This window comes from Amycolatopsis iheyensis, assembly GCF_024703995.1.
Lineage (GTDB): Bacteria > Actinomycetota > Actinomycetes > Mycobacteriales > Pseudonocardiaceae > Amycolatopsis > Amycolatopsis iheyensis.
In genome coordinates this window covers 112,772-134,857 of the sequence record NZ_JAMXQV010000007.1, presented here as the reverse complement: position 1 = coordinate 134,857, position 22,086 = coordinate 112,772, and the positions used below count along the sequence as shown (strand labels likewise).

The window sequence follows — 22,086 nt, the reverse complement described above, 5'->3', positions numbered from 1 at the left end:
CCTTCGGGTCGGTAGCCGATCCGGGGGTAGTCATGACCGTCCGCACGGAAATCAGACCCGCACCAGCCGTGGCGACACCGAAGTGGTGGCGCCGGCCGTGGGTGGCGCCGCTCGCCTTGGTCGCCGTGTTCCTCGCCTACTCGGTGCCGCCGTACCTCACCTTCGATCCGGCGCAATCGCGGGTGCCCGCGCCGGCCGGGTTCGCCGCGCACTACGGATTCCTCGTCGCGCACATCGCCTTCGGCAGTGTGGCCATCATCGGGGTGATCCTGCAGATCTGGCCCTGGCTGCGCCGGACGCACCCGGTGGTGCACCGGCGGGCCGGGCGGGTCTACGTCTTCGCCGGGGCGATCCCGTCCGCCTTGATGGCGGCGACGATCGGGGCGGTGAGCCCGTTCGGCCCGGTGGTCGGCACGCTCGACGTCGTCGCCGCGCTGCTGTGGCTCGGGTTCACCGTCGCGGGGTGGCGGGCCGTGCGGCAGCGGCGGTTCGCCGACCACCGGAAGTGGATGATCCGCAGCTTCGCCATGTGCATGAACACGCTGATGACCCGCGCGTTGTCCCCGGTCGGCTTCCTGCTGGTCATGCCGCGTGGCGGCGACAAGGGCACGATGATCCTGACCGCGGCCACGGTGTCGGCCGTGCTCAGCGTCCTGAGCCTGCTGCTGCTCAGCCAGTGGTGGCTCGACCGGAAGCCGAAGCCAGCCAGCGCGCGATGATCGTCCGCTGGATCTCCGACGCGCCTTCGTAGATGCGTGGCGCCCGGACCTCGCGGTAGAGGTGCTCCAGCAGGTGCCCGCGTCGCAAGGCGCGGGCACCGTGCAGCTGCACCGCCGAGTCGACGACGAACTGGGCCGCCTCGGTGGCGAACAGCTTCGCCATCGCCGCGCGGCCGCCGAGGTTCTCCTCGCCCGCGTCGTACGCACCCGCCGCCGCGTAGACCAGCAGCCGGGCGGCTTCCGTGCGCGTCGCCATTTCCGCCAGCGCGTGGGCCACCGCTTGCTGCTTGATCAGCGGCCCGCCGAAGGCTTCCCGCGCACCGGTGTAGTCCACCGTGGCGTCCAAAGCGGACTGGGCCATCCCGACGGCGAACGCGCCGACGCTGGGGCGGAACAGGTCCAGCGTCCGCATGGCGACAGCGAAACCGCGGTTCTCCTCGCCGAGCAGCTCTTCGCGCCGGACCTCGACGCCGTCGAACGTCACCGTGCCGATCGGATGCGGGCTGACCAGGTCCAGGTGCTCGCCGCCCAGGCCGGGGCGGTCGCCCGGGACGACGAACGCGCTGACGCCGCGCGAACCCGCGCCCGGCGTGGTGCGCGCGAACACCGTGTAGAAGTCGGCCTCCGGGGCGTTCGAGATCCACATCTTCGACCCGGTCAAGCGCCAGCCGTCGCCGTCCGGCTCGGCCGAGAGCGAGAGCGCGGCCGCGTCCGAACCGGCGTCCGGTTCGGTCAGCGCGAACGCCGCCACCGCGTCGCCGGCCGCCACGGCGGGCAGCCACTTCGCGACCTGACTGTCCTGCCCGGACTGGAGGACCGGGTAGCTTCCCAGGCCCTGCAACGCGAGCGCGGTCTCGGCCTCGGTGCTCACCGTGGCCAGGTTCTCGCGCAGGATGCAGAGGTCGGTGGCCGCCGCCTGGCGTGACGGCTTGCCGGCGGCGACACCGGGGAAGAGCCGTGCGAGCAGGCCGAGTGCGCCCATCGCCTTGAGGAGCGGCCGGTTCACCGCACCCTCCACACCGGACTCGGCGAGCGGCCGCAACTGCTCGCTCGCGAGCCGTCGCACCTCCGCGGCGAAGGCCTGCTGGTCGGAGTCGAGCGTGAAAGTCATTCCGGGGCTCCCGGTCGCCAGCGGGCATGGGCGGTGCCGGCCGGGCCCGACCGGACGAGGTCCAGCCGCGGCTCCGGCCCGTCGGACCGGCCGGTCTGCGGCTTGCGGTTACCCGCGGCGAACGGCTTCGGCCACGCCACCGGATAGTCCTGCTCGGCGGCCGCGTGCAGCGTCCACTGTGGATCGTAGAGGTGCGTGCGACCGAGGGCGCAGAGGTCCGCGCGCCCGGCCAGGATCAGCGAGTTGACGTCGTCGTAGGACGAGATCGCGCCGACCGCGATCACCGCGATCCCGTACTCCTCGCCGATTTCGTTGCGGATCCGGTCAGCGTAGGGCGTCTGGTAGCTGCGCCCGTACTGCGGTCGCTCCTCGCTGACGACCTGGCCGGTCGAGACGTCGACGCCCGCCGCGCCGTGGGCGGCGAAGGCTCGCGCGATCTCGACGGCATCGTCGGCATCGATGCCGCCGTCGCACCAGTCGGTCGCCGAAATGCGGACGGTCATCGGGCGTTCGGCCGGCCACACCGCGCGCACCGCGTCGAAGACCTCGAGCGGGAAGCGCAGGCGGTTCTCCAACGAGCCACCGTAGCCGTCGGTGCGCTGGTTGGTCAGCGGCGAGAGGAACGACGAGAGCAGATACCCGTGCGCGCAGTGCAGTTCGAGGACGTCGAACCCGGCGCGAGCAGCCGCTCGCGCGCAGTCGACGAACTGGTCCCGGATCTCCGAAAGGTCCGTTGTGGACAGTTCACGAGGGACCTGGTTCCGCGACGAGTACGGCAACGCCGAAGGGGCGCAGACTTCCCAGTTGCCTTCGGGGAGCGGCTCGTCGATGCCGTCCCACATGAGCTTCGTCGAGCCCTTGCGCCCGGAGTGTCCCAGCTGGACACCGATCCGGGCCGGCGTCTGGGCATGCACGAAGTCGACGACCCGTTTCCAGGCGGCTTCCTGGTCCGATGTGTACAGTCCGCCGCAACCGGGCGTGATCCGGCCTTCGGGGGAGACGCAGACCATCTCGGTCATCACCAGTCCGGCGCCACCCAGGGCCTTGCTGCCCAGGTGCACCAGGTGGAAGTCGCCGGGCACGCCGTCCACCGCCGAGTACATGTCCATGGGGGACACGACGATCCGGTTGGGCAGCTCCAGCGAACCGAGCTCGAACGGCTGGAACATCGGCGGCCGCGACGTCGTCCCGAGCGACGTCGCGAACCAATGGTCGAGCTCGGCCGCGAACTCGGGGTCGCGCAGGCGGAGGTTGTCGTAGGTGACGCGGCGGCTGCGCGTGAGGATGTTGAACGCGAACTGCGGCGGCTCCTGGTGGGCGTACTGCGCGATGTTCTCGAACCACTCCAGGCTGGCCTGAGCAGCGCGCTGCGTCGACGTGACCACCGGCCGCCGCTCCAGCTCGTAGGCCTTCAACGCCTCGGCGACGCCTTCGTTTTCGTGCAGGCACGCGGCGAGCGCGAGGGCGTCCTCCATGGCCAGCTTCGTGCCGGAGCCGATCGAGAAGTGCGCGGTGTGCGCGGCGTCGCCGAGGAGGACCACGTTGTCGTGCACCCACGTTTCGCAGCGCACGGTGCCGAACGAGATCCACTTCGAGTTGTTCGCCATGATCGAGTGTCCACCCAGGACATCGGCACACAGCTCGCGGATCAGCGCGATGGACTTCTCGTCGCTCTCGCCGGGCTTGAGCGCGCTCGCCGCGATCGGGCCGAACGTCCGCTGCCAGACGTCTTCCTGCACTTCGAGGATGAACGTGCTGCCGTCGCGGCCGTACGGGTAGCCGTGGATCTGCATGATCCCGGCCGGCGTCTCGAGGACGTAGAACTTGAAGGCGTCGAAGACGAGGTCCGTGCCGAGCCAGATGAAGCGGCACCGGCGGGTCTCGACACTCGGCCGGAACGTCTCGGCGTGCCGGGCCCGGATCGCGGAGTTGACGCCGTCGGCCGCGATGACGAGGTCGTACCCGCCGAGGTCGGCCGGCGCCTCGGTCCGGAAGTGGAGTGCGACGCCGAGCTCGGCGCAGCGGCGCTGGAGGATGCCGAGCAGCCGCTTGCGGCTCATCGCGGCGAAGCCGTGGCCGCCCGAGGTGGTGACGGTGCCGCGGTAGTGGACGTCGATGTCGTCCCACCGGGCGAACTCGGCCTTCATCGCCTCGTGCACGGCCGGGTCGGCGTGCTCGATGCCGCCGAGCGTCTCGTCGGAGAACACGACGCCGAAGCCGAACGTGTCGTCCGGGGCGTTGCGCTCCCAGACCGTGATTTCGTGGCCGGGACCGAGCTGTTTCGCCAGCGCGGCGAAGTACAGGCCCGCCGGGCCGCCACCGATGACCGCGATTCGCACGGGTTCAGGGTATGTCGTCGCCCGCACGACCGTCAATAACGCGAAAGATGGCGTACGGTGTGCCGCATGGAACGCATCAACCCGCCGGAGCTGGGCAAGCCGTCCGGGTTCTCGCACGCGGTGGTGGCCGAGGGGCGCGTGGTCTTCCTCGCGGGCCAGACGGCGCTGGACGCGACGAACAAGATCGTCGGCGCCGGGGTCGTCGAGCAGTTCGAGCGCGCGCTGGGCAACCTGCTGACCTCCCTGCGCGCGGCGGGCGGGTCCCCGGAGGACCTGTGCAGCGTGACGATCTACATCGTCGACATGCCGGACTACCGGGCGCACGCGCGCGAGATCGGCGCGGTCTGGAAGCGGCTGGCGGGCACGGAGTACCCGGCGATGGCCGGGATCGGCGTGTCGCGGCTCTGGGATGAGGAGGCGCTGGTCGAGGTGCAGGGGTTCGCGGTGGTCAAGCCACGTTGATCGACTTCGCGACGTACGCGCGCGCGGAGTGCTCCAGCTTCGCGTGCAGCTCGAAGAACAACCCCGCCGCGCGGATGCCCGACCAGTCCCGCGGCAGGAACTCCGCCGGCAGGCCCGGGTCGAGGTACGGCATCCGGCGCCAGCCCGTCAGCACCCGGACGTAGTCGGCGAAGGCCTGCTCGTCCGTCACCGACTTGCGGCGCAACGCCGGGCCGTGCTCGTCGAGGAAGGTCGTGTACAGCTCGTCCAGGCGGTCGAGGTCCCACCAGTCGCGGACCTTCGCGCGGACGTCGCCGAAGGCCAGGTGGTCCGCGCGGAACAGGTCCGCGTACTCCGCCAGGCCGAGGCGGGTCAGCGCCTCCTCCGTCGCCGCGTGGAGGTGGGCCGGGGCGATCCAGACGCCGGACGCGGCCGTGCCGAAGCCCATCCGGGCCAGCTGGGTGCGCAGCAGGTGGCGCTTGTGCCGCTCGGTCTCCGGCACCGAGAACACCGCCAGCAGCCAGCCGTCGGCCGGTGTGGCCCGCTCGCGGCGGAAGATCCGCTCGTCGCCTTCACGCAGGATCTCGCGGGCGTCGTCCGAGAGCTCGTACCCCGCCGTCGCGCCGCGGCGGACCGCTTCGAGGATGCCGCGCCGCTTCAGCCGGGAGATCGACGAGCGCACCGCGGGCTCGTCGACGCCGACCGCGGCCAGCAGGTCGATCAGCGAAGCCACCGAAAGCCAGCCGCCCTCGGTGCGCGAGTAGAGGCCGTACACCGTCACGATGAGCTGGCGAGGCTGGGCCGCACGGCCGGAGCCGTCCAGTTCGGTTGCCTCGGGTACGGCCGTCATCGGGCCACAATAACGCGTGGCTCGCCACCAGGGAGAACACGATTTGGGGCGGGTGGTCGTGAAGGGGGGTCGGCCACGCCGTCTTGGGCCGGTTCTGGAATCTCGCGCTGCTGTTTCGGTGCGGTGCCGAGCAGGTGGTGCCGTCGCCGATGGACGCTTCCCGTCACTCGGACGCCGGTCGCTCCGCTACGATTTCGCCGCGATGCTGCCAGCCACCAAGGGGATCTTCGACCGGCTCACCCGGCGGGGCCGCCTGATGACCAAACGGACCTGCGACAAGCAGGGCCACGTCCTGCGCGGCGGGCGCTTCCTGTTCCGGACGCCGACCGCGTGGGAGTACGCCGCCGCCGTCGCCTGTGGCAGTGATCCCGCTGCGCAGCGGTGGCTCGGCTGGCAGGAGGACTCGATCGTGGCCGAGTCCGCGCGGGGTGACGCGCTGCGCGTCGTGCCCGGCACCGGCCCGGACTGGGTCTCGCCCGACCCGCAGTCCATCGACCTCGTGATGATCGACGTCGAGGCCAACCGGTGCGTCGGGCTGGTCAGCGTCCACACCGGTGAGGACGGCGGGCCCGAGACCGGCGGCTACCTCGCGCCGGACTACCGCGGCCGCGGCCACGGGCGGATCCTCTTCGCGGCCGGGCTGACGCTCGCGCACGAGCACCTCGGCCTGCCGCGCGTGCGGGCCGGCGCCGAGGTCGGCAACGTCGCGAGCGCGCGGTCGTTGCAGGCCGCCGGGCTCGCCCGCGTCGCCGGGCCGCCGACCTACCGGCTGCCGGACGGCCGCGTCACCGAGGCGTGGTGGTTCCAGCACGCCGTCCCGCGGACGACTCGCTGCGGCGGTCCGCAGGCGACCTGGTTCCCGCCCTCACTGCTCTGACACTTCGGCGGGCGCCGACGTTTCCCGCGGCTAACTTCACGACATGACTTCGCTGACCGCTCCGGTGCCGCCCGTTCCGTCCGACGTCCCGCCGGGCAGCGTCGCCTGGCTGCGGGCGACAGTGGCCCGGTTCAGCAACGGCGACGACCACACCCGTCGCCGCGCGCTCGCGGTGTCGCTGCTCGACGACGTCGATCCGGACGTGTTGCGGCGCAAGGCATCCGGTGCGGCCGGTGGAGACTCGCGCCTGGTCGTCGTCGGGGTGCTCGCGGGCGAGCTGGGTCTGCCGGTGGTGCCTTCGGACGTCGTGACGGTCGCGGCCGCCTACCACCCGCACGTGACGCCGTCCGCGGAAGCCGAAGCCGCGCTGGGCCGGCTCGTCGCGGCGTGCGGTGGGACCACCGACGAGCTCGCCGCCGCGCGGATCGGCCTGCTGATCCAGGCCTGCGAAGCCACCGCCGGACTGATCGGCGCCGCGGATCCGTTGGTGCGGGCGGGAAAGTCACCTGAGGAAGCGGTCGCCGAAGTGCTGCGCACGGACCCGCCGGTGGCGCACACCCGGCGCCGGGTGCGCGGCGAGGACGTCTTGGTGCCGCTGGCCGGGACGCCGTTCGGGGCGGGCCCGCGCGAGTGCCCGGGGCCGGCGCACGCGATCGCGCTCGCCGCCGGCGTGCTGCGGGTGACCCGCGACCGGCGCGAAAACGGGCTCTGCTAAGACTTACCGCGTTCATCTTCTTGGGGGAAGGCGCGGAAATTGCTGTACATGGACGGATTGCTCGGCGTCGTCACGCTCGGGCTGTGGATCTTCTGCCTGGCCGACGTGATCACGACCGATGAGTCGTCGTGCCGCAACCTGCCGAAGGGGCTGTGGTTGCTGCTCGTGCTGGTGGTGCCGCTGGTCGGGTCGATCATCTGGCTGGTCGCGGGGCGGCCGCAGCAGGTGTCGCGGGCCCGCGGGCCGTACGAGCGCAACGCGCCGGCCTATCCGGAGTACGACCGCCCGGGCCGGTTCGCGGCCGGCAACGCGGACGACGACGAGGAGTTCCTGCGCAAGTGCCGCGAACGCGCGGAGGCGCAGCGGAAGCTGGCCCGCGAAAAGCCCGCCGACGACTGAGCCTCAAGCGCCCCAATGTGGCCTTCGGTGCGTGAGACGCACCGAAGGCCACATTGGGTGCGTGAGACGCAACCAAGGCCACCTTGGGTGCGTTGAATAGGCACTGCGGCGCGGAGCGCCTCCGTTGAGGGTGGCGGTGGGGGCATCGGTGGAGCAACCAAGGCCACATTGGGGCGCTAGCAGGCGCACGTGCCTTGTTCGTAGGCCTCCAGCGTCGAGATCACCAGCTGGCGCTCGGCCGGCGTCAACGGCGCCAGCGCGTTGCTCCACGCCTGCGCGCCACGCGCCAGCCAGGCGTCCACCGCCGGGCGGCGGGCCGGGGTGATGCTCACGATCGTGCGGCGGCGGTCCGCCGGGTCCTCGTCGCGGTTCAGCACGCCCTGGCGGCTGAGGTCGCCGACCATCAGGCTCGCCGTCGTCGGGGCGACCTCCAGGCGGCCGGCCAGCTCGGTGACCGTCATCGGGCCGTCGAAGAGCAGGTACGACAGCAGCGAGAGGTGCCGCGGCGCGAGCGCGCAGCCGTTCAGCTCGTCGGGGACCGGTGTCCGCTTCGCGCGGCCGACCAGGCGTGGCATCAGCAGCAGGAGCCGGCGCACGCCGTCCTCGAGACTCAACCCGGCCTCCGTTGACACCCCTGCCTCCCCTCGGTAGCTTTGTTTGCAAAGCAAACGCTTCTTCGGTTCCCGAGCCTACCTCGGGACACGATCGAGCGTACCGGCCAGAACAGGGGATTCCATGACCACGCCAGCCGACATGAACGACTTCAACAACCAGGTCGTCGCGGAGTTCCGCGCCAACGAGGGCAAGGTCGGCAACTACTTCGAGGGCAAGAACGTGCTCCTGCTCACCACGATCGGCGCGAAGAGCGGCGAAGCGCGCCTCTCCCCGCTGGTCTACACCCGCGACGGCGGCCGGCTCGTCATCGCCGCGTCCATGGGCGGCGCGCCGAAGAACCCGGCGTGGTACCACAACCTCGTCGCCAACCCGAAGGTCACCGTCGAGGTCGGCACCGAGAAGTTCGAGGCCACGGCCACGGTGATCGCCGACCGCGCCGAGCGCGACCGCCTCTACGCCGGCATGGTCGCGCACGCCGAAGGCTTCGCCGACTACGAGACGAAGACCACGCGGGTCATCCCGATCGTGGTGCTCGAGCGCTAGGACGCGGCTGCCGCTTCGACGCGGGCGCTGGGTGCGGGCGAGGCCTCCCGGCGCTCCGCGCGGCGCAGTTCCTTGCGCGCGATGACCCGCTTGCCCACGTCGATCAGCGGCTTCTCCACCCAGCGGTGGATCAGATCCGCGATCGCCAGGCCGACCAGGAACACCGTCAGCGCCGACACCGTCCGGTGCGTCGCGAGCCCCGGCACCGCCTGCACGACCACGAAGTGCACCGGTCCCTGCAGCAGGTACAGAGAATACGACCGCTCGCCGACGAAGCGCATCGGCGCGGTGCCGAGCAGCCAGCGCAGCGGGCCGGGGCTGAGCAGCACGATCAGCAGCAGCATCGTCAGGCCCGCGTAGCCGGCCAGCAGCCAGACGTTGTTGCGGCTTTCGGTCCATAGCGTGTCGAGGTTCGTGTGCAGCAGCGCGAACCCGGCGAAGATCGGGATCGCCGCCAGCGGGTGCGTCAACGGCTTCAGCAGCGCGTACCCGCGGCGGTAGTGCAGCAGGATCGCGAGCAGGCAGCCGCTCGCGAGGATGAAGTAGTGGATCGTCGACCGGTAGATCGCGACCGGTGAGTAGGCGAGCTCCCAGCCGCCCGCGGTCAGCGGCACCAGCGCCAGCAGCACCACCATCGCGCCGCCGACCAGCAGGAACTTGCGCTTCGCCGCGCCGATCCCGATCGCCACCAGCAGGAACGGCCACACCAGGTAGAACTTCTCCTCGATGCCGAGCGTCCACGAGCCGCTGAAGAAGTTGTCCGCGGAATGGTCGGTCACCGACGGGAAGAACTCGTTGAGGAACGTCAGGTAGTACTTCAGCGCGCGCGGGAAGCCGCGTTCGAGGAACTCGGCGCGCAGCAGGACGAACGCGATGATGCCGCCGAGGATCACCAGGTACGGCGGCAGGATCCGGAACACGCGCCGGATGTAGAAGTTCGACAGCGAGATCCGGCCGGTCCGGTCCTGCTCGCGCAGCAGCAGCGTGGTGATCAGGAACCCGGACAGCACGAAGAAGATGTAGACGCCGACCCAGCCCGACAGCCACGTCCAGTTCGGACCGCCGAAGTGGTAGAAGATGACCATCGTCGCGGCGAGCGCCCGCAGGCCGTCGAGACCGGGGAAGCGCCGCATGCCGAGGTAGTCCTCGTGACTCATCGTGCGCATGCGGTCCTCATCGGTCGGACGGCCCGGCGGGCGGATCGGCTCAGCCGGCGGGGAAGATCGAGTCCGGATCGTACTTGGCCTTGAGCCGGACCAGCCGGGCACGGTCCTCCGCCGCGAACGTCCCGGTCAGGTCGGCCGCCGGGTGCTCGCCGTAGAGGAACGGCAGCAGCCGGCCGGTCGACCACGGCGCCAGCGCGTCGAACAGCTTCGCGTGCGCGCGCCGGATCGGGTCGACGCCGTCCTCGACCACCGACAGCGCCCGGACGACGAACTCCGCCGCCGAGTCCCAGCCCGGGGCGTCGACCGGACGGCGGGCCAGCTCGCCGCCGAGGCGGTCGATGATCAGCACCGTGCTCACCGGCGCGCCCGGGCCCGCGTGCTCCAGGATCGAGGTCAGCATCCCGTCGTTCAGCGCGGTCACCGTCGCGTTCGTGCCGTGGTACGGGTGCGGGTGCGGCGGGTCGCTCGCGATCGACCCCGACTCCGTGTACGGCAGCCGCCGCAGCGTGTCCACCAACGCCGGCGCGGCCGCCCGCAGCGGGGCCACCAGCTCGTCGCCGTCTTCGCCGAGGTAGGCGACCCGGACGTTCGCCACGTGCTTGCCGCGGATCTCCTCCGGCAGCATCGGCAGGTCGGGCAGCGCGACCAGCGCGATCGACGTCGTCAGCTCGTCGGGCGCGGTCATCGACCACGTCCGCCACGCGCGCAGCACCGCCGGCAGGTCCGCGGTGTCGAAGAACAGCCCGCCGCCGTACAGCTCCGTCACCGGGACCAAGCCGAACTCGAGCGCGGTCACGACGCCGAAGCCGGCGCGGCCGCCGCGCAGGGCCCAGAACAGCTCCGAGCCCGGCGTCACCGTGCGCAGCTCGCCGTCGGCGGTGACGACGTCGATCGAGCGGACGTGGTCGGCCGCGCGGCCGAACCTCCGGGACATCAGTCCGAAGCCGCCGCTGAGCGTGTAGCCGACGACGCCCACGTCCGGCGACGAGCCGCTCAACGGCGCCAGGCCGTGCTTCGCGGCGGCCTCGATCACCGCGCCCCACCGGGCCCCGGCGCCGACCCGCGCGGTCGCCGTCCCGGCGTCGATCTCGACGGAGGTCATCCGGCGGGTGCTGATCAGCAGGCCGTCGGTGCCGGCGGTCAGGCCGTGGCCGGTGGCCTGGACGGAGACCGTCAGGTCGTGCTCGGCGGCGTACTTCACGGCGGCGACGACGTCGTCCGCGCTTTCGGCGGCGACGACCACCGCGGGCTGCGTGGCCACGGACGTCTGGAAACCGGCGATTTCTTCGGGGTAGCCGTCCTGGCCGGGTCGGAATGTCTGCATGTCTCCAGCTTCGGGCCGGGCCGATCAGAAGTCCAAGATCTGGTTTTTCTGCCTACTAGAATCAGTGCTTATGGAACTGCACCAGCTCGCTTACTTCGTCGCGGTCGCGGAGGAGGGCAACTTCACGCGCGCCGCGGAACGGCTGCACGTCGCCCAGCCGGGGGTGAGTGCCCAGGTCAAGCGCCTCGAGCGGGAGCTGGGGCAGGAGCTGCTGGACCGATCGGGCCGCACCGTCCGGCTCACCGACGTCGGCGCCGCCGCGCTGCCGCACGCTCGGGCGGCGCTGGCGGCGGTCAAGGGGGTGCGCGAGGCCGTGGACGAGCTGGCGGGGCTGGTCCGCGGCCAGGTCGCGATCGGCGCGGTGACGTCGGCGGGCCCGGTCAAGCTGCCCGATCTGCTGGCCCGCTTCCACGAGCGCTTCCCGGCGGTCGAGATCACGCTGTCGGAGGCCAACTCCGACACGATGCTCGCGGCCCTGCGCGAAGGCCGGCTCGACCTCGCGGTGGTCGGTTTGTCGACCGACCCGCCGCCGGGCATCGCGACGCAGGTGCTGATCGACGAGCCGTTCCTGGCCGTGACCGCGCCCGGGCACTTCCTGGCCGAGCTGGGCGAGATCACGATCCGAGACCTCCACGGGCTGCCGCTGATGGCCCTGCCGCCGGGCACGGGCCTACGCACGGCGCTGGACGCCGCGTTCGCGCGCGAGGGCTTGGCGCCGCGGATCGCGTTCGAGGCGGCGGATCCGAACGTCCTGGTCCAGCTGGCGACGCGAGGGCTCGGGGTGGCGATCGTGCCGGAGTCGCTGGCTCGCTACCACGAGGCGGACCTGCGGGTCGTCACGATCACCGGCCCGGGGTTGCGCGGCGTGCTGGCGCTGGCGTGGCGCACGGAGGGTCCGCTCAGCCCGGCGGCCCGCGCCCTGATCGCGTTCGCCCGGCGGAACTACCGCTCTTGACACGTCGTCAACAGTGTCGTTCCCTGGACGGGTGACCGAAACCGCGCTCGAGGACGCCGTCGTGGGGGCGGGGCTGCTGGCCGGCACCGCCAACGTGATCATGCAGCTCTCGCGCGCCCCCGTCGGGTACGGCGTGCTCGAGAGCAAGGTCGACAGCGGGAACCTCTTCCGGCACCCGCTCAAGCGCACCCGCACCACCCTGACCTACCTCGCGGTCGCCTCGATGGGCACCGAGGCCGAACGCGCCGCCTACCGCCGCGGGGTCAACGCCGCCCACGCCCAGGTGCACTCGAGCGCCGAGAGCCCGGTCGCCTACAACGCCTTCGACACCGACCTCCAGCTGTGGGTCGCGGCCTGCCTCTACAAGGGCTTCGAAGACGTCTACCTGGCCTTCGTCGGCGGCGAGCCCGCCACGTTCTACCGGGACGCCGCCCGGCTCGGCACCACGCTGCAGGTCCGCCCCGAGATGTGGCCGGCCGACCGCGCCGCCTTCGAGGCGTACTGGGCCACCGGCGTCGCCGCGACCGGCATCGACGACACCGTCCGCCGGTACCTGACCGACCTCGTCGACCTGCGGTACCTGCCGTCACCGGCGGCCGCGCTCGGCCGGCGGTTCAGCCGCTTCGTCACCACCGGCTTCCTGCCGCAGCACTTCCGCGACGAGATGCGCCTGCCCTGGACGTCGGCCGATCAGCACCGCTTCGAGACATTCCTCGCGGCGGTCGGCCGGGTGACGCGCGTGCTGCCCGGCTCGCTGAGGCGGTTCCCGTACAACCTCTGCCTCTGGGACCTTCGCCGCCGGCTGCGCACCGGGCGTCCGCTGGTGTGAGGCGCCCCGGTTAAGGTGTCGGGTCGGCACAGCCACCCGAGGGGAACCCATGACGGCGATCGAGGCGGACGTCGAGCCCGAAACGCCCGCGCCGCCGCGGCCCACCCGGCGCGCCCCGCTGATCGTGGTTTCGCTGGTCCTGCTGGCTCTCTTCCTCGTGGGCGCGTGGGCGGCCTGGTTCTTCACGATCGACGACGCGTTCATCAGCTTCCGGTACTCCGCGAACCTCGCGGCCGGGCACGGGCCGGTGTGGAACGTCGAGGGCCCGCGGGTCGAAGGCTTCACGAACTTCGCCTGGGTCGTCTGGTCCGGGCTGGGCGCGGTGCTCGGCGTCGCGCTGCCGTTCTTCACCAAGGTCACGTCGCTGGTGCTCGGCCTGGGGACGCTGTACCTGCTGATCCGCGAAGGCCACCGCCGCGCGGGGCTCACCGGTGTCCTCGTCGGCGCGGGCGCGTACGTCGTGTTCCTGCCGACGTACTTCCACATCACCGCGGGTCTGGAGACCGCCGCGTTCGCCGCGGTGCTGCTGCGCGTCGTCGTGCTCGGCCTGCGCGTGCTCGGGAACGAGCGGGTGCGGACGTGGGAGCCGCCGGTGCTGCTGCTCCTGCTCGGCATGCTGAGGCCCGAAGGCGTGCTGGCCGCGCTGCCGGTCTTCGTGCTCTGGTTCGTCCGGTCGACGGGGCGGGCGCGCTGGCTGTGGAGCGGCGCCGCGGTGGTCGTCGGCGCGGGGTACTTCGTCTGGCGCTGGCGGTTCTACGGCCAGCTGCTGCCGAACACCTTCTACGTCAAGTTCGGGCACCTGGACTCCGGCTGGCTGTGGACCAAGCACACGACGCTGCTGCTGCTCCCGCTCCTGCTGCTGACGTTGTCGCTGGTGCTCCGCCGGGCGACGCGCGGCCCAGGGATCCTGCTCGTCGTCACGGTGGCAGTCACGTACGTGACCTACGCGGTTTCGGGCCCGACGATGGACTACCTCGACCGGTTCGCCGACCACGCCATCCCGGTGCTGTGCCTCGGCGCCGGGCTCGCGGCCGGGACGCTCAAGCCGCGCCTGGTCGGCGCGGTGCTCGGGCTCGTCGCCGTCGGCTGGTCGGCCGTCGCCGGCGCGACCCCGCCGGACCTGGCGGCGGCCGCCAACTACGGCCCCGACCTGCAGCGCGCGCACGTCGCGATCGGCAAGGGCCTGGCCGAGGCCGAGGTCCCGGCGCAGGCCCGCAGCCTCGCGGTCACCGACGCCGGCGCGATCCCGTACTACAGCGGCTGGCAGTCGATCGACTACATCGGGCTCAACGACGCGGCGATCGCCCGCGGCGCCGACCCGACCGAGGTCGTGCTGCGTGCGCGGCCGACGGTGATCGTGGTGACGGCGAGCGGCTCGCGGCCGGCGGGGCAGCGCTACGGCTTCGACTTCGAACGGGCGACCGCGGGCTACGAGCAGGTCGCGGCGGTCGAGATGCGGTCCGGGTACTGGCAGGACGTCTACGCGCTGCCGGAGTACGCGGCGACGGTCCGCGACCACGTCGGGGCGAGCACGGCCGCGGCGGTCCGCGTCAACGACCCCGGCCGGCCCGAGGACACCATCGACCGCTGGCTCGACCGGTTGCGCTCGCAGCTGCCGTTCTGAGAGTTGACCGCCGCGCGCGGGGACGCGAAGGTGGGCCGATGAGCGACGAGGTTCGGCACGGCGTCAAGCTGAGCAGTCTCGACCAGGAGGTCTTCCCCGGCGCGGGGGTGACCAAGCGGGAGTGGCTGGACTACCTCGAAGCCGTGTCCGACCGGATGCTGCCCGAGCTGCGCGACCGGCTGCTGACCGTGCTGCGGGTGCTGCGCGGGCAGGGCCCGTTCATGCAGAAGAACCTGCCGAAGTACACACCGGACTGGGTGGCACGGGTCGCGGTGTGGGCGGAGACGTCCAAACGGGACGTCCACTACGCCCTGTGCAACGACCTCCGCACGCTGATCTGGTTCGGCAACCAGCGGGCGATCGAGTTCCACACCTCGCTCTACCGCGGTTCCCCGGCCGACGGGCCGACGCACCTGATCCTGGACCTCGACCCGCCCGAAGACGGCCCGTTCTCGCTGGCCATCGGGGCCGCCCAGCTGGTGCGCGAGGCGCTGCGCGCGGACGGGCTCGACGGCGCGGTGAAGACGAGCGGCTCCAAAGGTGTCCACGTGTTCGTGCCGCTGGCGCCGGGCCAGTCGACGGAGGACATCGCGGCGGCGACCCGGGCGGTCGCGGCCCGCGCCGAGCGCATCGACCCGGCGCTGGGCACGACGGAGTTCGTCAAGGACCGCCGCGAGGGCAAGGTGTTCCTGGACTCGACCCGCGCCGGCGGGGCGACGGTGGTGTCGGTCTACAGCCCGCGGAACCGGCCGGACGCGCCGGTGTCGTTCCCGGTCCGCTGGGCGGACCTGGACGGCGTCAAGCCGGCGGACTTCACGGTGCGGACGGTCCCGGAGCTGCTGCCCGGCGGCGACCCGTGGACGGCGGAGATGCCGTCGCCGTTCGTGCTGCCGGAGGATCTGGTGGCGGAGGGGCACACGATCCCGATCGCCCGGGTGGTGGCGATGCACGAGGGCAAACGCCGAGCCCGGGCCGCGCGCGACTCGGGCTAGGGGCAAGCGCCCCAATGTGGCCTTCGGTGCGTCAGACGCACCGAAGGCCACATTGGGTGCGTCTGACGCAACCAAGGCCACATTGGGGCGCTTGCGTCCGGGCCTCGCTAAGCCGCCTGGTTGTGGCTCGGCCGGAAGGCGGGACGTTTGACGGGCGTCCGGGTGATCTCGACGATCCGAGCGGGCGCAACCGGCGTGCGGTGCCGGGCCAGCCACACGGTGTCCCGCCCGAAGGACCACACCAGCGACGTCAAGGCGAGCGCGACCGCGGTGAACGCCAGGACCGCGGGCAGCACCCCGGACACCGCCACCACCAGCACCACGCCCTGGACCGCGGCCACCGTCTTGCGGGCCATGCTCGGGTACAGCGGCGCGGTCAGCCACGGCAGCGCCCACGAGGCCGCCACGAACGCGTAGCGCATCAGGCCGATCGCCAGCACCCACAGCCCCAGCGTGCGGGACACCTGGATGCACAGCACCAGGATCAGGAAGGCGTCGACCTCCATGTCGAACCGCGCGCCGAACTCCGACGCCGTGCCCGTGCGGCGGGCGACCTGGCCGTCGAAGCCGTCCATCGCCAGCGCCACCGCGACGATGCCGACCAGCCACCACAGCGGGTGCCCGCCGGCCGCGACCAGCTCCGCCGCGCAGCCCACCAGGACCGCGCGGGCGAACGTGATCCAGTCCGCCGGGCCGAACGCGCCACGGCCGCTGCGCCGCAGGCCCCAGTCCGTCAGCAACACCAGCGCCAGGCCGTACGCGAGCCCGGTCGCCCCGGCGAGGACACCGCTCGCGAAGGCCGTGGTGGCGAGCACCGCCAGGGGGGCCAGCGAGCGTAGGAGAACCTCGTTCTTGATCATCTTCGACTCCGCGAATCGGCACGGCTGCTCATAGGGTGGCGGCGACACAGCCTCCGGTCGCCTGCAGAGGAGAACACGTGGAACAGGCTTTCTGGGTTCAACGCCCCGGCGAAGGAACGCTCCGGCCGGTGACGCTGCCCGACCCCGAAGAAGGCGAAGTGCTCGTCCGGACGCTCTGCTCGGGCGTCTCCCGGGGCACCGAAACCCTCGTCTTCCGCGGCGGCGTCCCGGCGAGCCAGCACGACGTCATGCGCGCCCCCTTCCAGGAGGGCGAGTTCCCCGGCCCGGTCAAGTACGGCTACCTCAACGTCGGCGTCGTCGAGCAGGGACCGGCCGAACTGAAGGGCCGGACTGTCTTCTGCCTCTACCCGCACCAGACCGCCTACGTCGTGCCCGCGAGCGCCGTGACGCCGGTGCCCGACGACGTCCCGCCCGGCCGCGCGATCCTCGCCGGCACGGTCGAGACCGCGGTCAACGCCGTTTGGGACGCGCGGCCGAAGCTCGGCGACCGGATCGCCGTGATCGGCGCCGGGATGGTCGGCTGCAGCGTCGCGAAGCTGCTGCAGGGCTTCCCCGCCACCCGCGTCCAGCTGATCGACGTCGACCCGGCATGCGCGGAGATCGCCGAAGCGCTGGGTGTCGGCTTCGCGACCCCGGAGGCCGCGAAAGGCGACTGCGACCTCGTCGTGCACGCGAGCGCGAACGAGGCGGGTCTCGCCAAGGCGCTGGAGCTCCTAGCGCCAGAAGGCGTGGTCGTCGAGATGTCCTGGTACGGCGACCGCCCGGTGCGCGTCCCGCTCGGGGAGAACTTCCATTCGCGGCGGCTGACCATCCGCAGCAGCCAGGTCGGGACGGTCGCCCGGCCGGACCGGAGTTACGCCCAGCGCCTGGCCATCGCGCTGGAGCTGCTCGCCGATCCGGCGTTCGAAGCGCTGGTGAGCGACGAGTGCGGGTTTGAAGATCTGCCGGCCGTGCTACCCCGGTTGGCCGCGAATGAACTATCCGCCCGCTGCCTCCGTGTCATGTACAGCCGCAGTGACCACGTCCACCCCGAACGCATCGGAGGCCTTGGTGTTCAGCATCACCGTCCGTGACCACGTGATGGTCGCCCACAGCTTCCGCGGGGAAGTCTTCGGCCCCGCGCAACGCCTGCACGGCGCGACCTTCGTGGTGGATGCGACCTTCCGCCGCGCCGAGCTCGACGAGGACAACATCGTCGTGGACATCGGCAAGGCCACGGAAGAGCTCGGGGCGGTGCTGAGCGACCTGAACTACCGCAACCTCGACGACGAGCCGGTGTTCAAGGGCATCAACACCTCCACCGAGTACCTCGCGAAGGTCATCGCCGACCGCCTCGCCGACGCCGTCCACGCCGGACGCCTCGGCGAGGGCGCGCGCGGCCTCGAAGGCATCGCCGTCTCGCTGAAGGAGTCGCACGTCGCCTGGGCCAGCTACGAGCGTGCCCTGTGAACTCCCTTTACGTGGTCCTCCCCGGGGACGTCGACGACACGTCGGTGCCGAGTGGCGGCAACACCTACGACCGGCGGCTGTGCGACCGCCTCGCCGCGGCCGGCTTCGACGTCCACGAGATCGCCGTCGCCGGCAGCTGGCCGCGGCCGGACACCGAGGCCCGCGCGGTCCTCGGGCACCTGCTCCAGGCGCTGCCCGCCGGGGCCGCGGTGCTGCTCGACGGCCTGGTCGCCTGCGGGGTGCCGGAGGTGGTGGTCCCGCAGGCGCGGCGGCTGTCGCTTTCGGTGCTGGTGCACCTGCCGCTGGCCGACGAGACCGGCCTGCCGCCGTCGCTCGCCGCCGAACTCGACGCGCTGGAGCGCGAGACGCTGCGGGCCGCCAGCTCGGTCGTCGCGACCAGCGAGTGGGCCGCGCGCCGGCTGATCGGGCACCACGGCCTGGCCCCGCACCGCGTGCACGCCGTGCCGCCCGGCGTCGACCCGGCGCCGCCGGCCATCGGCACGGACGGCGTGTCCCGGCTGGTCTGCGTGGCCAACGTGACCCCGCGCAAGGGCCAGGGCGCGCTCGCCCAGGCCCTGGAGACCGTCGCCGACCTGCGCTGGACCTGCGAATGCGTCGGCGGGATCCGGCGGGAGACCAAGTACGTCGAGCGGCTGCGCGAGCACCGCCTCGGCGCCCGGTTCACGCTCACCGGCCCGCGCACCGGCCGGGCGCTCGCGGCGACCTACCACACCGCCGACCTGCTCGTGCTGCCTTCGCGCGCCGAGACCTACGGCATGGTCGTCACCGAGGCGCTGGCCCGCGGGGTGCCGGTGCTGACCACCGACGTCGACGCGCTGCCCGACACCGTCGGCGTCGCGCCGGACGGCTCGGTGCCCGGCCTGCTCGTGCCCGGCGACGACGTCGGAGCGCTCGGCGCCGCCCTGCGCCGCTGGCTCACCGAACCCGAGCTGCGGACGCGGCTGCGGGCGTCGGCGAAGCTGCGCCGCGAGACGCTGACCGGCTGGGACGACACCGCGCGCCGGATCGCCGACGTCCTGCAGCGACAGGAGGCGGCCGCATGACCGCCTTCGCCCCGGACTGGCTGTACCTGCGAGAACCCGCCGACGCCGCGGCCCGCGCCACCGAGCTCCTCGACCCGCTGGCCGGCTTCCTGCCCGCGGAGTACGTCGTGCGTGACCTCGGCTGCGGCACCGGCTCGCTCGGCCGCTGGCTGGCCGCGCGGCTGCCCGGCGAGCAGCACTGGATCCTGCACGACCACGACACCGACCTGCTCGCCCACGCCGCCGCGGCCCTGCCGGCCACCGCGCTGGACGGCAGCCCCGTCGACGTCGTCACCGAGCAGGCCGACGTCACCGCGCTGCGGGCCGCGGACCTCGACGGGACGTCGCTGGTCACCGCGTCCGCGCTGCTCGACCTGCTGACCAAGGCCGAGGTCGCGGCGCTGGCCTCGGCGATCGTCGGGGCGGGCTGCGCGGCGCTGCTGATGCTCTCGGTCACCGGCCGGGTGGAGCTCTCGCCCGCCGACCCGCTCGACGCCTCGCTCTCCGCCGCGTTCAACGCCCACCAGCGCCGGCTCGCCGGGGGCCGCCGGCTGCTCGGCCCGACCGCGGTGGACGTCGCCGCGACCGCGTTCGGCCGGCTCGGCGCCACGGTCCTCCGCGCCGAGAGCGCGTGGCGGCTCGGGCCGGACCAGGCGGAACTGCAGCGGCAGTGGCTCGAGGGCTGGGTCGGCGCCGCCGTCGAACAGTTGCCGGAGCTGCGCCCCGCCGCCGACGTCTACCTCCAGCGACGCTTCGAAATGGCCGCGGCCGGCGAGCTGCACGCGGTCGTCCACCACGGCGACCTGCTGGTCCTGCCGCCGAGCGGGGAGGTGGCGGCGTGAAGCGCGCACTGGCCTGGCTGCGCATCCTCGGTGCGGTCGCCATCCTCGGTGTCCTCGTCTGGCAGCTCGGCAGCGACGCCTTCCTCGACGGCCTCGGCCGGATCAGCGTTCCCGGCGTGCTCGCCGCGCTCGGCATCGGCCTCGCGACGACGGTGTTCAGCGCGGGCCGCTGGCAGATCGTCGCCACCCGGCTCGGCCTGCGGCTTTCGCTGCGCACGGCGGTCGCCGACTACTACCGCGCGCTGTTCATCAACGGCGTGCTGCCCGCGGGCGTCCTCGGCGACGTCCACCGCGCGGTCCGGCACGGCCGCGACTCGGGTGACGTGCCGCGCGGCGTGCGTGCCGTCGTCCTGGAGCGCACCGCCGGGCAGATCGTGCTCATCGCGTCCGCCGTCGTCGTGGTGCTGACATCGCCGGACGTCGTGCCCGGCGCGTTCCGCGAGGTCGTGACCATCGCCGGAGTGGTCGTCGTGCTGGCCGCGATCGCCGGGGTGGTCGTCGGGCGGGTGTTCGGCGGCCGGTGGATCCACAGCCCGTCCAAGGTCCGCCGCGGCTTCGCCGTCTCCCTCGCCGACCTGCGGCTCGGCCTGTTCAGCCGCGAGACCTGGCCCGGCGTGGGCTTCCTGTCGGCCGCGACGCTGGCCGGGCACCTGGCGCTGTTCGTCGTCGCCGCCCGCGTCACCGGCGTCGACGCGCCGGTCGGGCAGCTGCTGCCGCTGCTGGTCCTCGTGCTGCTGGCGATGGGCCTCCCGCTCAACATCGGCGGCTTCGGCCCGCGCGAGGGCGTCTGCGCCCTGCTGTTCGGCGCGGCCGGTCTCGGCGCCGCCCAAGGTGTCACCGTCGCCGTCGTCTACGGCGTGCTCACGCTGGTCGCGAGCCTGCCCGGCGCCGGTGTCCTGCTCGTCCGGAGCGTCGCCGGGTTCCGCGTGACCCGCGCTCCGCACCCCGCTGTCCTGCCCGCTCCGCGCACGGCGGCGGACACCGGGATCGAATCGGAAGTGGGGTTGCAGTCATGACCGCAAGCGAAGTCATCGGGGACCTGCCGCACCGGGCCGTGGTCGAGCGGGTCGTCGAGACCCGGCTCCCGACCCGGCACGGGACGTTCCGCGCGGTCGGCTACCTCGACCGCACCGGCACCGAGCAGGTCGCGCTCGTGTACGGCGAGGTCTCGCCGCTCGGCGCCCTGACCCGGGTGCACAGCGAGTGCCTGACCGGCGACGTCTTCGGCTCGACGCACTGCGAGTGCGGCGACCAGCTGGCGGCGGCGCTGGACCGGATCGTCGAGGAGGGCTCGGGCGTGCTCGTGTACGTCCAGGGCCACGAGGGCCGCGGCATCGGCCTGCTCGCGAAGCTCGAGGCGATGCGGCTGCAGCAGGACGAGGGGCTCGACACCGTCGACGCGAACGTGGCGCAGGGCCTTCCGGTCGACGCCCGCGACTACCACGCGGCGGCGAGCATCCTGCAGGACCTGGGGGTCCGCTCGGTGCGGCTGCTGTCGAACAACCCGCAGAAGGTCGAACAGCTGACGCGCTACGGAATCCGGATCAGCGAGCGGGTGCCGCTGCTGGTTCCGCCGAACCCGGAGAGCCTGCGCTACCTGCGCACGAAAGCGGACCGGATGGCCCACCTGCTCCCGCACCTGGACCAGGCGTTCTCAGCCGCCAAATAGCTCCAGGACGCCGGCGAAGCGCTGGACCAGCGTGTCCAGCACGACGTGCCCCTTCGCCGCGCTCGCCAGCGACGGGCGGCCGACCACCCCCGACTCCGTGTACGCCCGCAGGCCCAGCGTCAGCAGGTGCTCCCGGTCGGTGACGTGATCGGCCGTCTCGTGGCCGGGCCGGACCAGGTGGGGGTGCGCGTGCAGCAGGATCGACGTCTCCAGCTCGCCCGCGTGCATGTCGTCGTCGAGTGACGTCCGCAGGCCGGCCGCGGTGTGCGCGGCCTGCCAGTCGGCGACGCCGGGGAACAGCGCCAGCGCGCCGGCCGCCTCCTGGACCACATTGGACAGTACGTAGTTGCCGCCGTGCCCGTTGACCAGCACGAGCCGCTCGACGCCGGACGCGCGCAGCGACGCGGCGACATCGGTGACCACGGCGTGCAGCGTCCGCGCGGAGATGCTGACCGTGCCGGCCCACGCCGCGTGCTCGTGGGAGCAGGAGATCGTGATCGGGGGCAGGTGGAGCACGGGGTGGACGGCCGCGAGCTCGCGGGCCAGCGTCGCCGCGATGATCGTGTCGGTCGCCAGGGGCAGGTGCGCGCCGTGCTGCTCGAAGCTGCCGATCGGCAGCACCGCGACCGACGCGCCGCGCCGCTGCTCGTCGACGCTGGTGGCGAGCGGGAACAGCTCGGTCATCGGCGCGTCCCTTCACTAG

At 72.4% G+C, this 22,086-nt stretch carries 24 protein-coding genes; 16 read left to right on the top strand and 8 right to left on the bottom strand.

Translation table 11 applies throughout. The annotated features are described in order from the left end of the window. Positions 1-101: 101 nt before the first annotated feature. Positions 102-719 (top strand): DUF2306 domain-containing protein, encoded by a 618-nt coding sequence (locus M8542_RS15050; protein WP_372508538.1) that lies wholly within the window; start codon positions 102-104, stop codon positions 717-719. Here M8542_RS15050 and M8542_RS15045 read toward each other — a convergent pair. Both M8542_RS15045 and M8542_RS15040 read right to left on the bottom strand, forming a co-directional pair. Further along, on the bottom strand, positions 670-1,830 hold the full coding sequence (locus tag M8542_RS15045; protein WP_257920766.1) for an acyl-CoA dehydrogenase family protein: 1,161 nt from the start codon (positions 1,828-1,830) through the stop codon (positions 670-672). The two genes, M8542_RS15050 and M8542_RS15045, sit on opposite strands and share 50 nt — an antisense overlap. Next, positions 1,827-4,169, bottom strand: a complete 2,343-nt coding sequence (locus tag M8542_RS15040; RefSeq protein ID WP_257920765.1) for a bifunctional salicylyl-CoA 5-hydroxylase/oxidoreductase — start codon at positions 4,167-4,169, stop codon at positions 1,827-1,829. The genes M8542_RS15045 and M8542_RS15040 overlap by 4 nt, the downstream gene beginning before the upstream one ends. A 66-nt stretch (positions 4,170-4,235) precedes the next feature. On the opposite strand from M8542_RS15040, the gene M8542_RS15035 reads away from it, so the two are divergent. Next, entirely contained in the window at positions 4,236-4,631 is a 396-nt protein-coding gene (locus tag M8542_RS15035) for a RidA family protein (protein ID WP_257920764.1), read from the top strand. On the opposite strand, the gene M8542_RS15030 is transcribed toward M8542_RS15035, so the two are convergent. Beyond that, positions 4,618-5,460, bottom strand: a complete 843-nt coding sequence (locus M8542_RS15030) for a PaaX family transcriptional regulator (RefSeq protein ID WP_257920763.1) — start codon at positions 5,458-5,460, stop codon at positions 4,618-4,620. The genes M8542_RS15035 and M8542_RS15030 overlap by 14 nt on opposite strands. A 202-nt stretch (positions 5,461-5,662) precedes the next feature. Between M8542_RS15030 and M8542_RS15025 the strand changes: the two genes are divergently transcribed. From M8542_RS15025 to M8542_RS15015, 3 genes are read left to right on the top strand one after another with little or no spacing between them, the layout of a single operon-like run. Next, a complete protein-coding gene (locus M8542_RS15025; protein ID WP_257920762.1) occupies positions 5,663-6,337 on the top strand; it encodes a GNAT family N-acetyltransferase in 675 nt (224 codons plus the stop codon). 43 nt (positions 6,338-6,380) lie between these two features. Then, entirely contained in the window at positions 6,381-7,052 is a 672-nt protein-coding gene (locus tag M8542_RS15020; RefSeq protein WP_257920761.1) for a cytochrome P450 family protein, read from the top strand. Positions 7,053-7,091: 39 nt separating this feature from the next. Next, entirely contained in the window at positions 7,092-7,451 is a 360-nt protein-coding gene (locus M8542_RS15015) for a PLDc N-terminal domain-containing protein (protein ID WP_257920760.1), read from the top strand. A gap of 176 nt (positions 7,452-7,627) precedes the next feature. On the opposite strand, the gene M8542_RS15010 is transcribed toward M8542_RS15015, so the two are convergent. Continuing rightward, positions 7,628-8,083, bottom strand: a complete 456-nt coding sequence (locus M8542_RS15010) for a MarR family winged helix-turn-helix transcriptional regulator (RefSeq protein ID WP_257920759.1) — start codon at positions 8,081-8,083, stop codon at positions 7,628-7,630. A gap of 103 nt (positions 8,084-8,186) precedes the next feature. On the opposite strand from M8542_RS15010, the gene M8542_RS15005 reads away from it, so the two are divergent. After that, the gene (locus M8542_RS15005) at positions 8,187-8,609 is read left to right on the top strand and encodes a nitroreductase family deazaflavin-dependent oxidoreductase (protein WP_257920758.1); all 423 of its coding nucleotides are present in this window, start codon (positions 8,187-8,189) and stop codon (positions 8,607-8,609) included. Here M8542_RS15005 and M8542_RS15000 read toward each other — a convergent pair. Together M8542_RS15000 and M8542_RS14995 are read right to left on the bottom strand one after the other, a co-directional pair. Next, complete coding sequence (locus M8542_RS15000) at positions 8,606-9,775, bottom strand: acyltransferase family protein (RefSeq protein ID WP_257920757.1); 1,170 nt, start codon at positions 9,773-9,775, stop codon at positions 8,606-8,608. The two genes, M8542_RS15005 and M8542_RS15000, sit on opposite strands and share 4 nt — an antisense overlap. Positions 9,776-9,815: 40 nt before the next feature. Beyond that, entirely contained in the window at positions 9,816-11,099 is a 1,284-nt protein-coding gene (locus M8542_RS14995) for an FAD-binding oxidoreductase (RefSeq protein WP_257920756.1), read from the bottom strand. A 70-nt stretch (positions 11,100-11,169) separates the two neighbouring features. Here M8542_RS14995 and M8542_RS14990 point away from each other — a divergent pair, with 70 nt between their 5' ends. The 4 genes from M8542_RS14990 to ligD are packed head-to-tail and all read left to right on the top strand — an operon-like array spanning position 11,170 to position 15,499. Next, complete coding sequence (locus M8542_RS14990; protein ID WP_257920755.1) at positions 11,170-12,054, top strand: LysR family transcriptional regulator; 885 nt, start codon at positions 11,170-11,172, stop codon at positions 12,052-12,054. Between the two features lie 31 nt (positions 12,055-12,085). After that, complete coding sequence (locus M8542_RS14985; RefSeq protein WP_257920754.1) at positions 12,086-12,883, top strand: oxygenase MpaB family protein; 798 nt, start codon at positions 12,086-12,088, stop codon at positions 12,881-12,883. Between the two features lie 49 nt (positions 12,884-12,932). Further along, a complete protein-coding gene (locus tag M8542_RS14980) occupies positions 12,933-14,507 on the top strand; it encodes a DUF8728 domain-containing protein (protein ID WP_257920753.1) in 1,575 nt (524 codons plus the stop codon). A gap of 38 nt (positions 14,508-14,545) precedes the next feature. Continuing rightward, the gene (gene ligD, locus M8542_RS14975; protein WP_257920752.1) at positions 14,546-15,499 is read left to right on the top strand and encodes a non-homologous end-joining DNA ligase; all 954 of its coding nucleotides are present in this window, start codon (positions 14,546-14,548) and stop codon (positions 15,497-15,499) included. A gap of 107 nt (positions 15,500-15,606) precedes the next feature. Here ligD and M8542_RS14970 read toward each other — a convergent pair whose 3' ends face one another. After that, complete coding sequence (locus M8542_RS14970; protein WP_257920751.1) at positions 15,607-16,359, bottom strand: CDP-alcohol phosphatidyltransferase family protein; 753 nt, start codon at positions 16,357-16,359, stop codon at positions 15,607-15,609. A gap of 77 nt (positions 16,360-16,436) precedes the next feature. On the opposite strand from M8542_RS14970, the gene M8542_RS14965 reads away from it, so the two are divergent. The 6 genes from M8542_RS14965 to ribA are packed head-to-tail and all read left to right on the top strand — an operon-like array spanning position 16,437 to position 21,383. After that, positions 16,437-17,453: a zinc-dependent alcohol dehydrogenase gene (locus M8542_RS14965; RefSeq protein WP_257920750.1), complete on the top strand. Its 1,017-nt coding sequence runs from the start codon at positions 16,437-16,439 to the stop codon at positions 17,451-17,453. Next, positions 17,431-17,829, top strand: coding sequence for a 6-pyruvoyl trahydropterin synthase family protein (locus tag M8542_RS14960; protein WP_257920749.1), 399 nt, complete (start codon positions 17,431-17,433; stop codon positions 17,827-17,829). The genes M8542_RS14965 and M8542_RS14960 overlap by 23 nt, the downstream gene beginning before the upstream one ends. Then, entirely contained in the window at positions 17,826-18,893 is a 1,068-nt protein-coding gene (locus tag M8542_RS14955) for a glycosyltransferase family 4 protein (protein ID WP_257920748.1), read from the top strand. Before M8542_RS14960 ends, M8542_RS14955 begins: the two co-directional genes overlap by 4 nt. Continuing rightward, the gene (locus M8542_RS14950) at positions 18,890-19,714 is read left to right on the top strand and encodes a methyltransferase domain-containing protein (protein WP_257920747.1); all 825 of its coding nucleotides are present in this window, start codon (positions 18,890-18,892) and stop codon (positions 19,712-19,714) included. Before M8542_RS14955 ends, M8542_RS14950 begins: the two co-directional genes overlap by 4 nt. Beyond that, positions 19,711-20,730, top strand: coding sequence for a lysylphosphatidylglycerol synthase transmembrane domain-containing protein (locus M8542_RS14945; protein ID WP_257920746.1), 1,020 nt, complete (start codon positions 19,711-19,713; stop codon positions 20,728-20,730). The genes M8542_RS14950 and M8542_RS14945 overlap by 4 nt, the downstream gene beginning before the upstream one ends. Further along, complete coding sequence (gene ribA, locus M8542_RS14940) at positions 20,727-21,383, top strand: GTP cyclohydrolase II (protein ID WP_257920745.1); 657 nt, start codon at positions 20,727-20,729, stop codon at positions 21,381-21,383. Before M8542_RS14945 ends, ribA begins: the two co-directional genes overlap by 4 nt. On the opposite strand, the gene M8542_RS14935 is transcribed toward ribA, so the two are convergent. Beyond that, the gene (locus tag M8542_RS14935; protein ID WP_257920744.1) at positions 21,369-22,067 is read right to left on the bottom strand and encodes a creatininase family protein; all 699 of its coding nucleotides are present in this window, start codon (positions 22,065-22,067) and stop codon (positions 21,369-21,371) included. The genes ribA and M8542_RS14935 overlap by 15 nt on opposite strands. Positions 22,068-22,086: the final 19 nt, after the last annotated feature.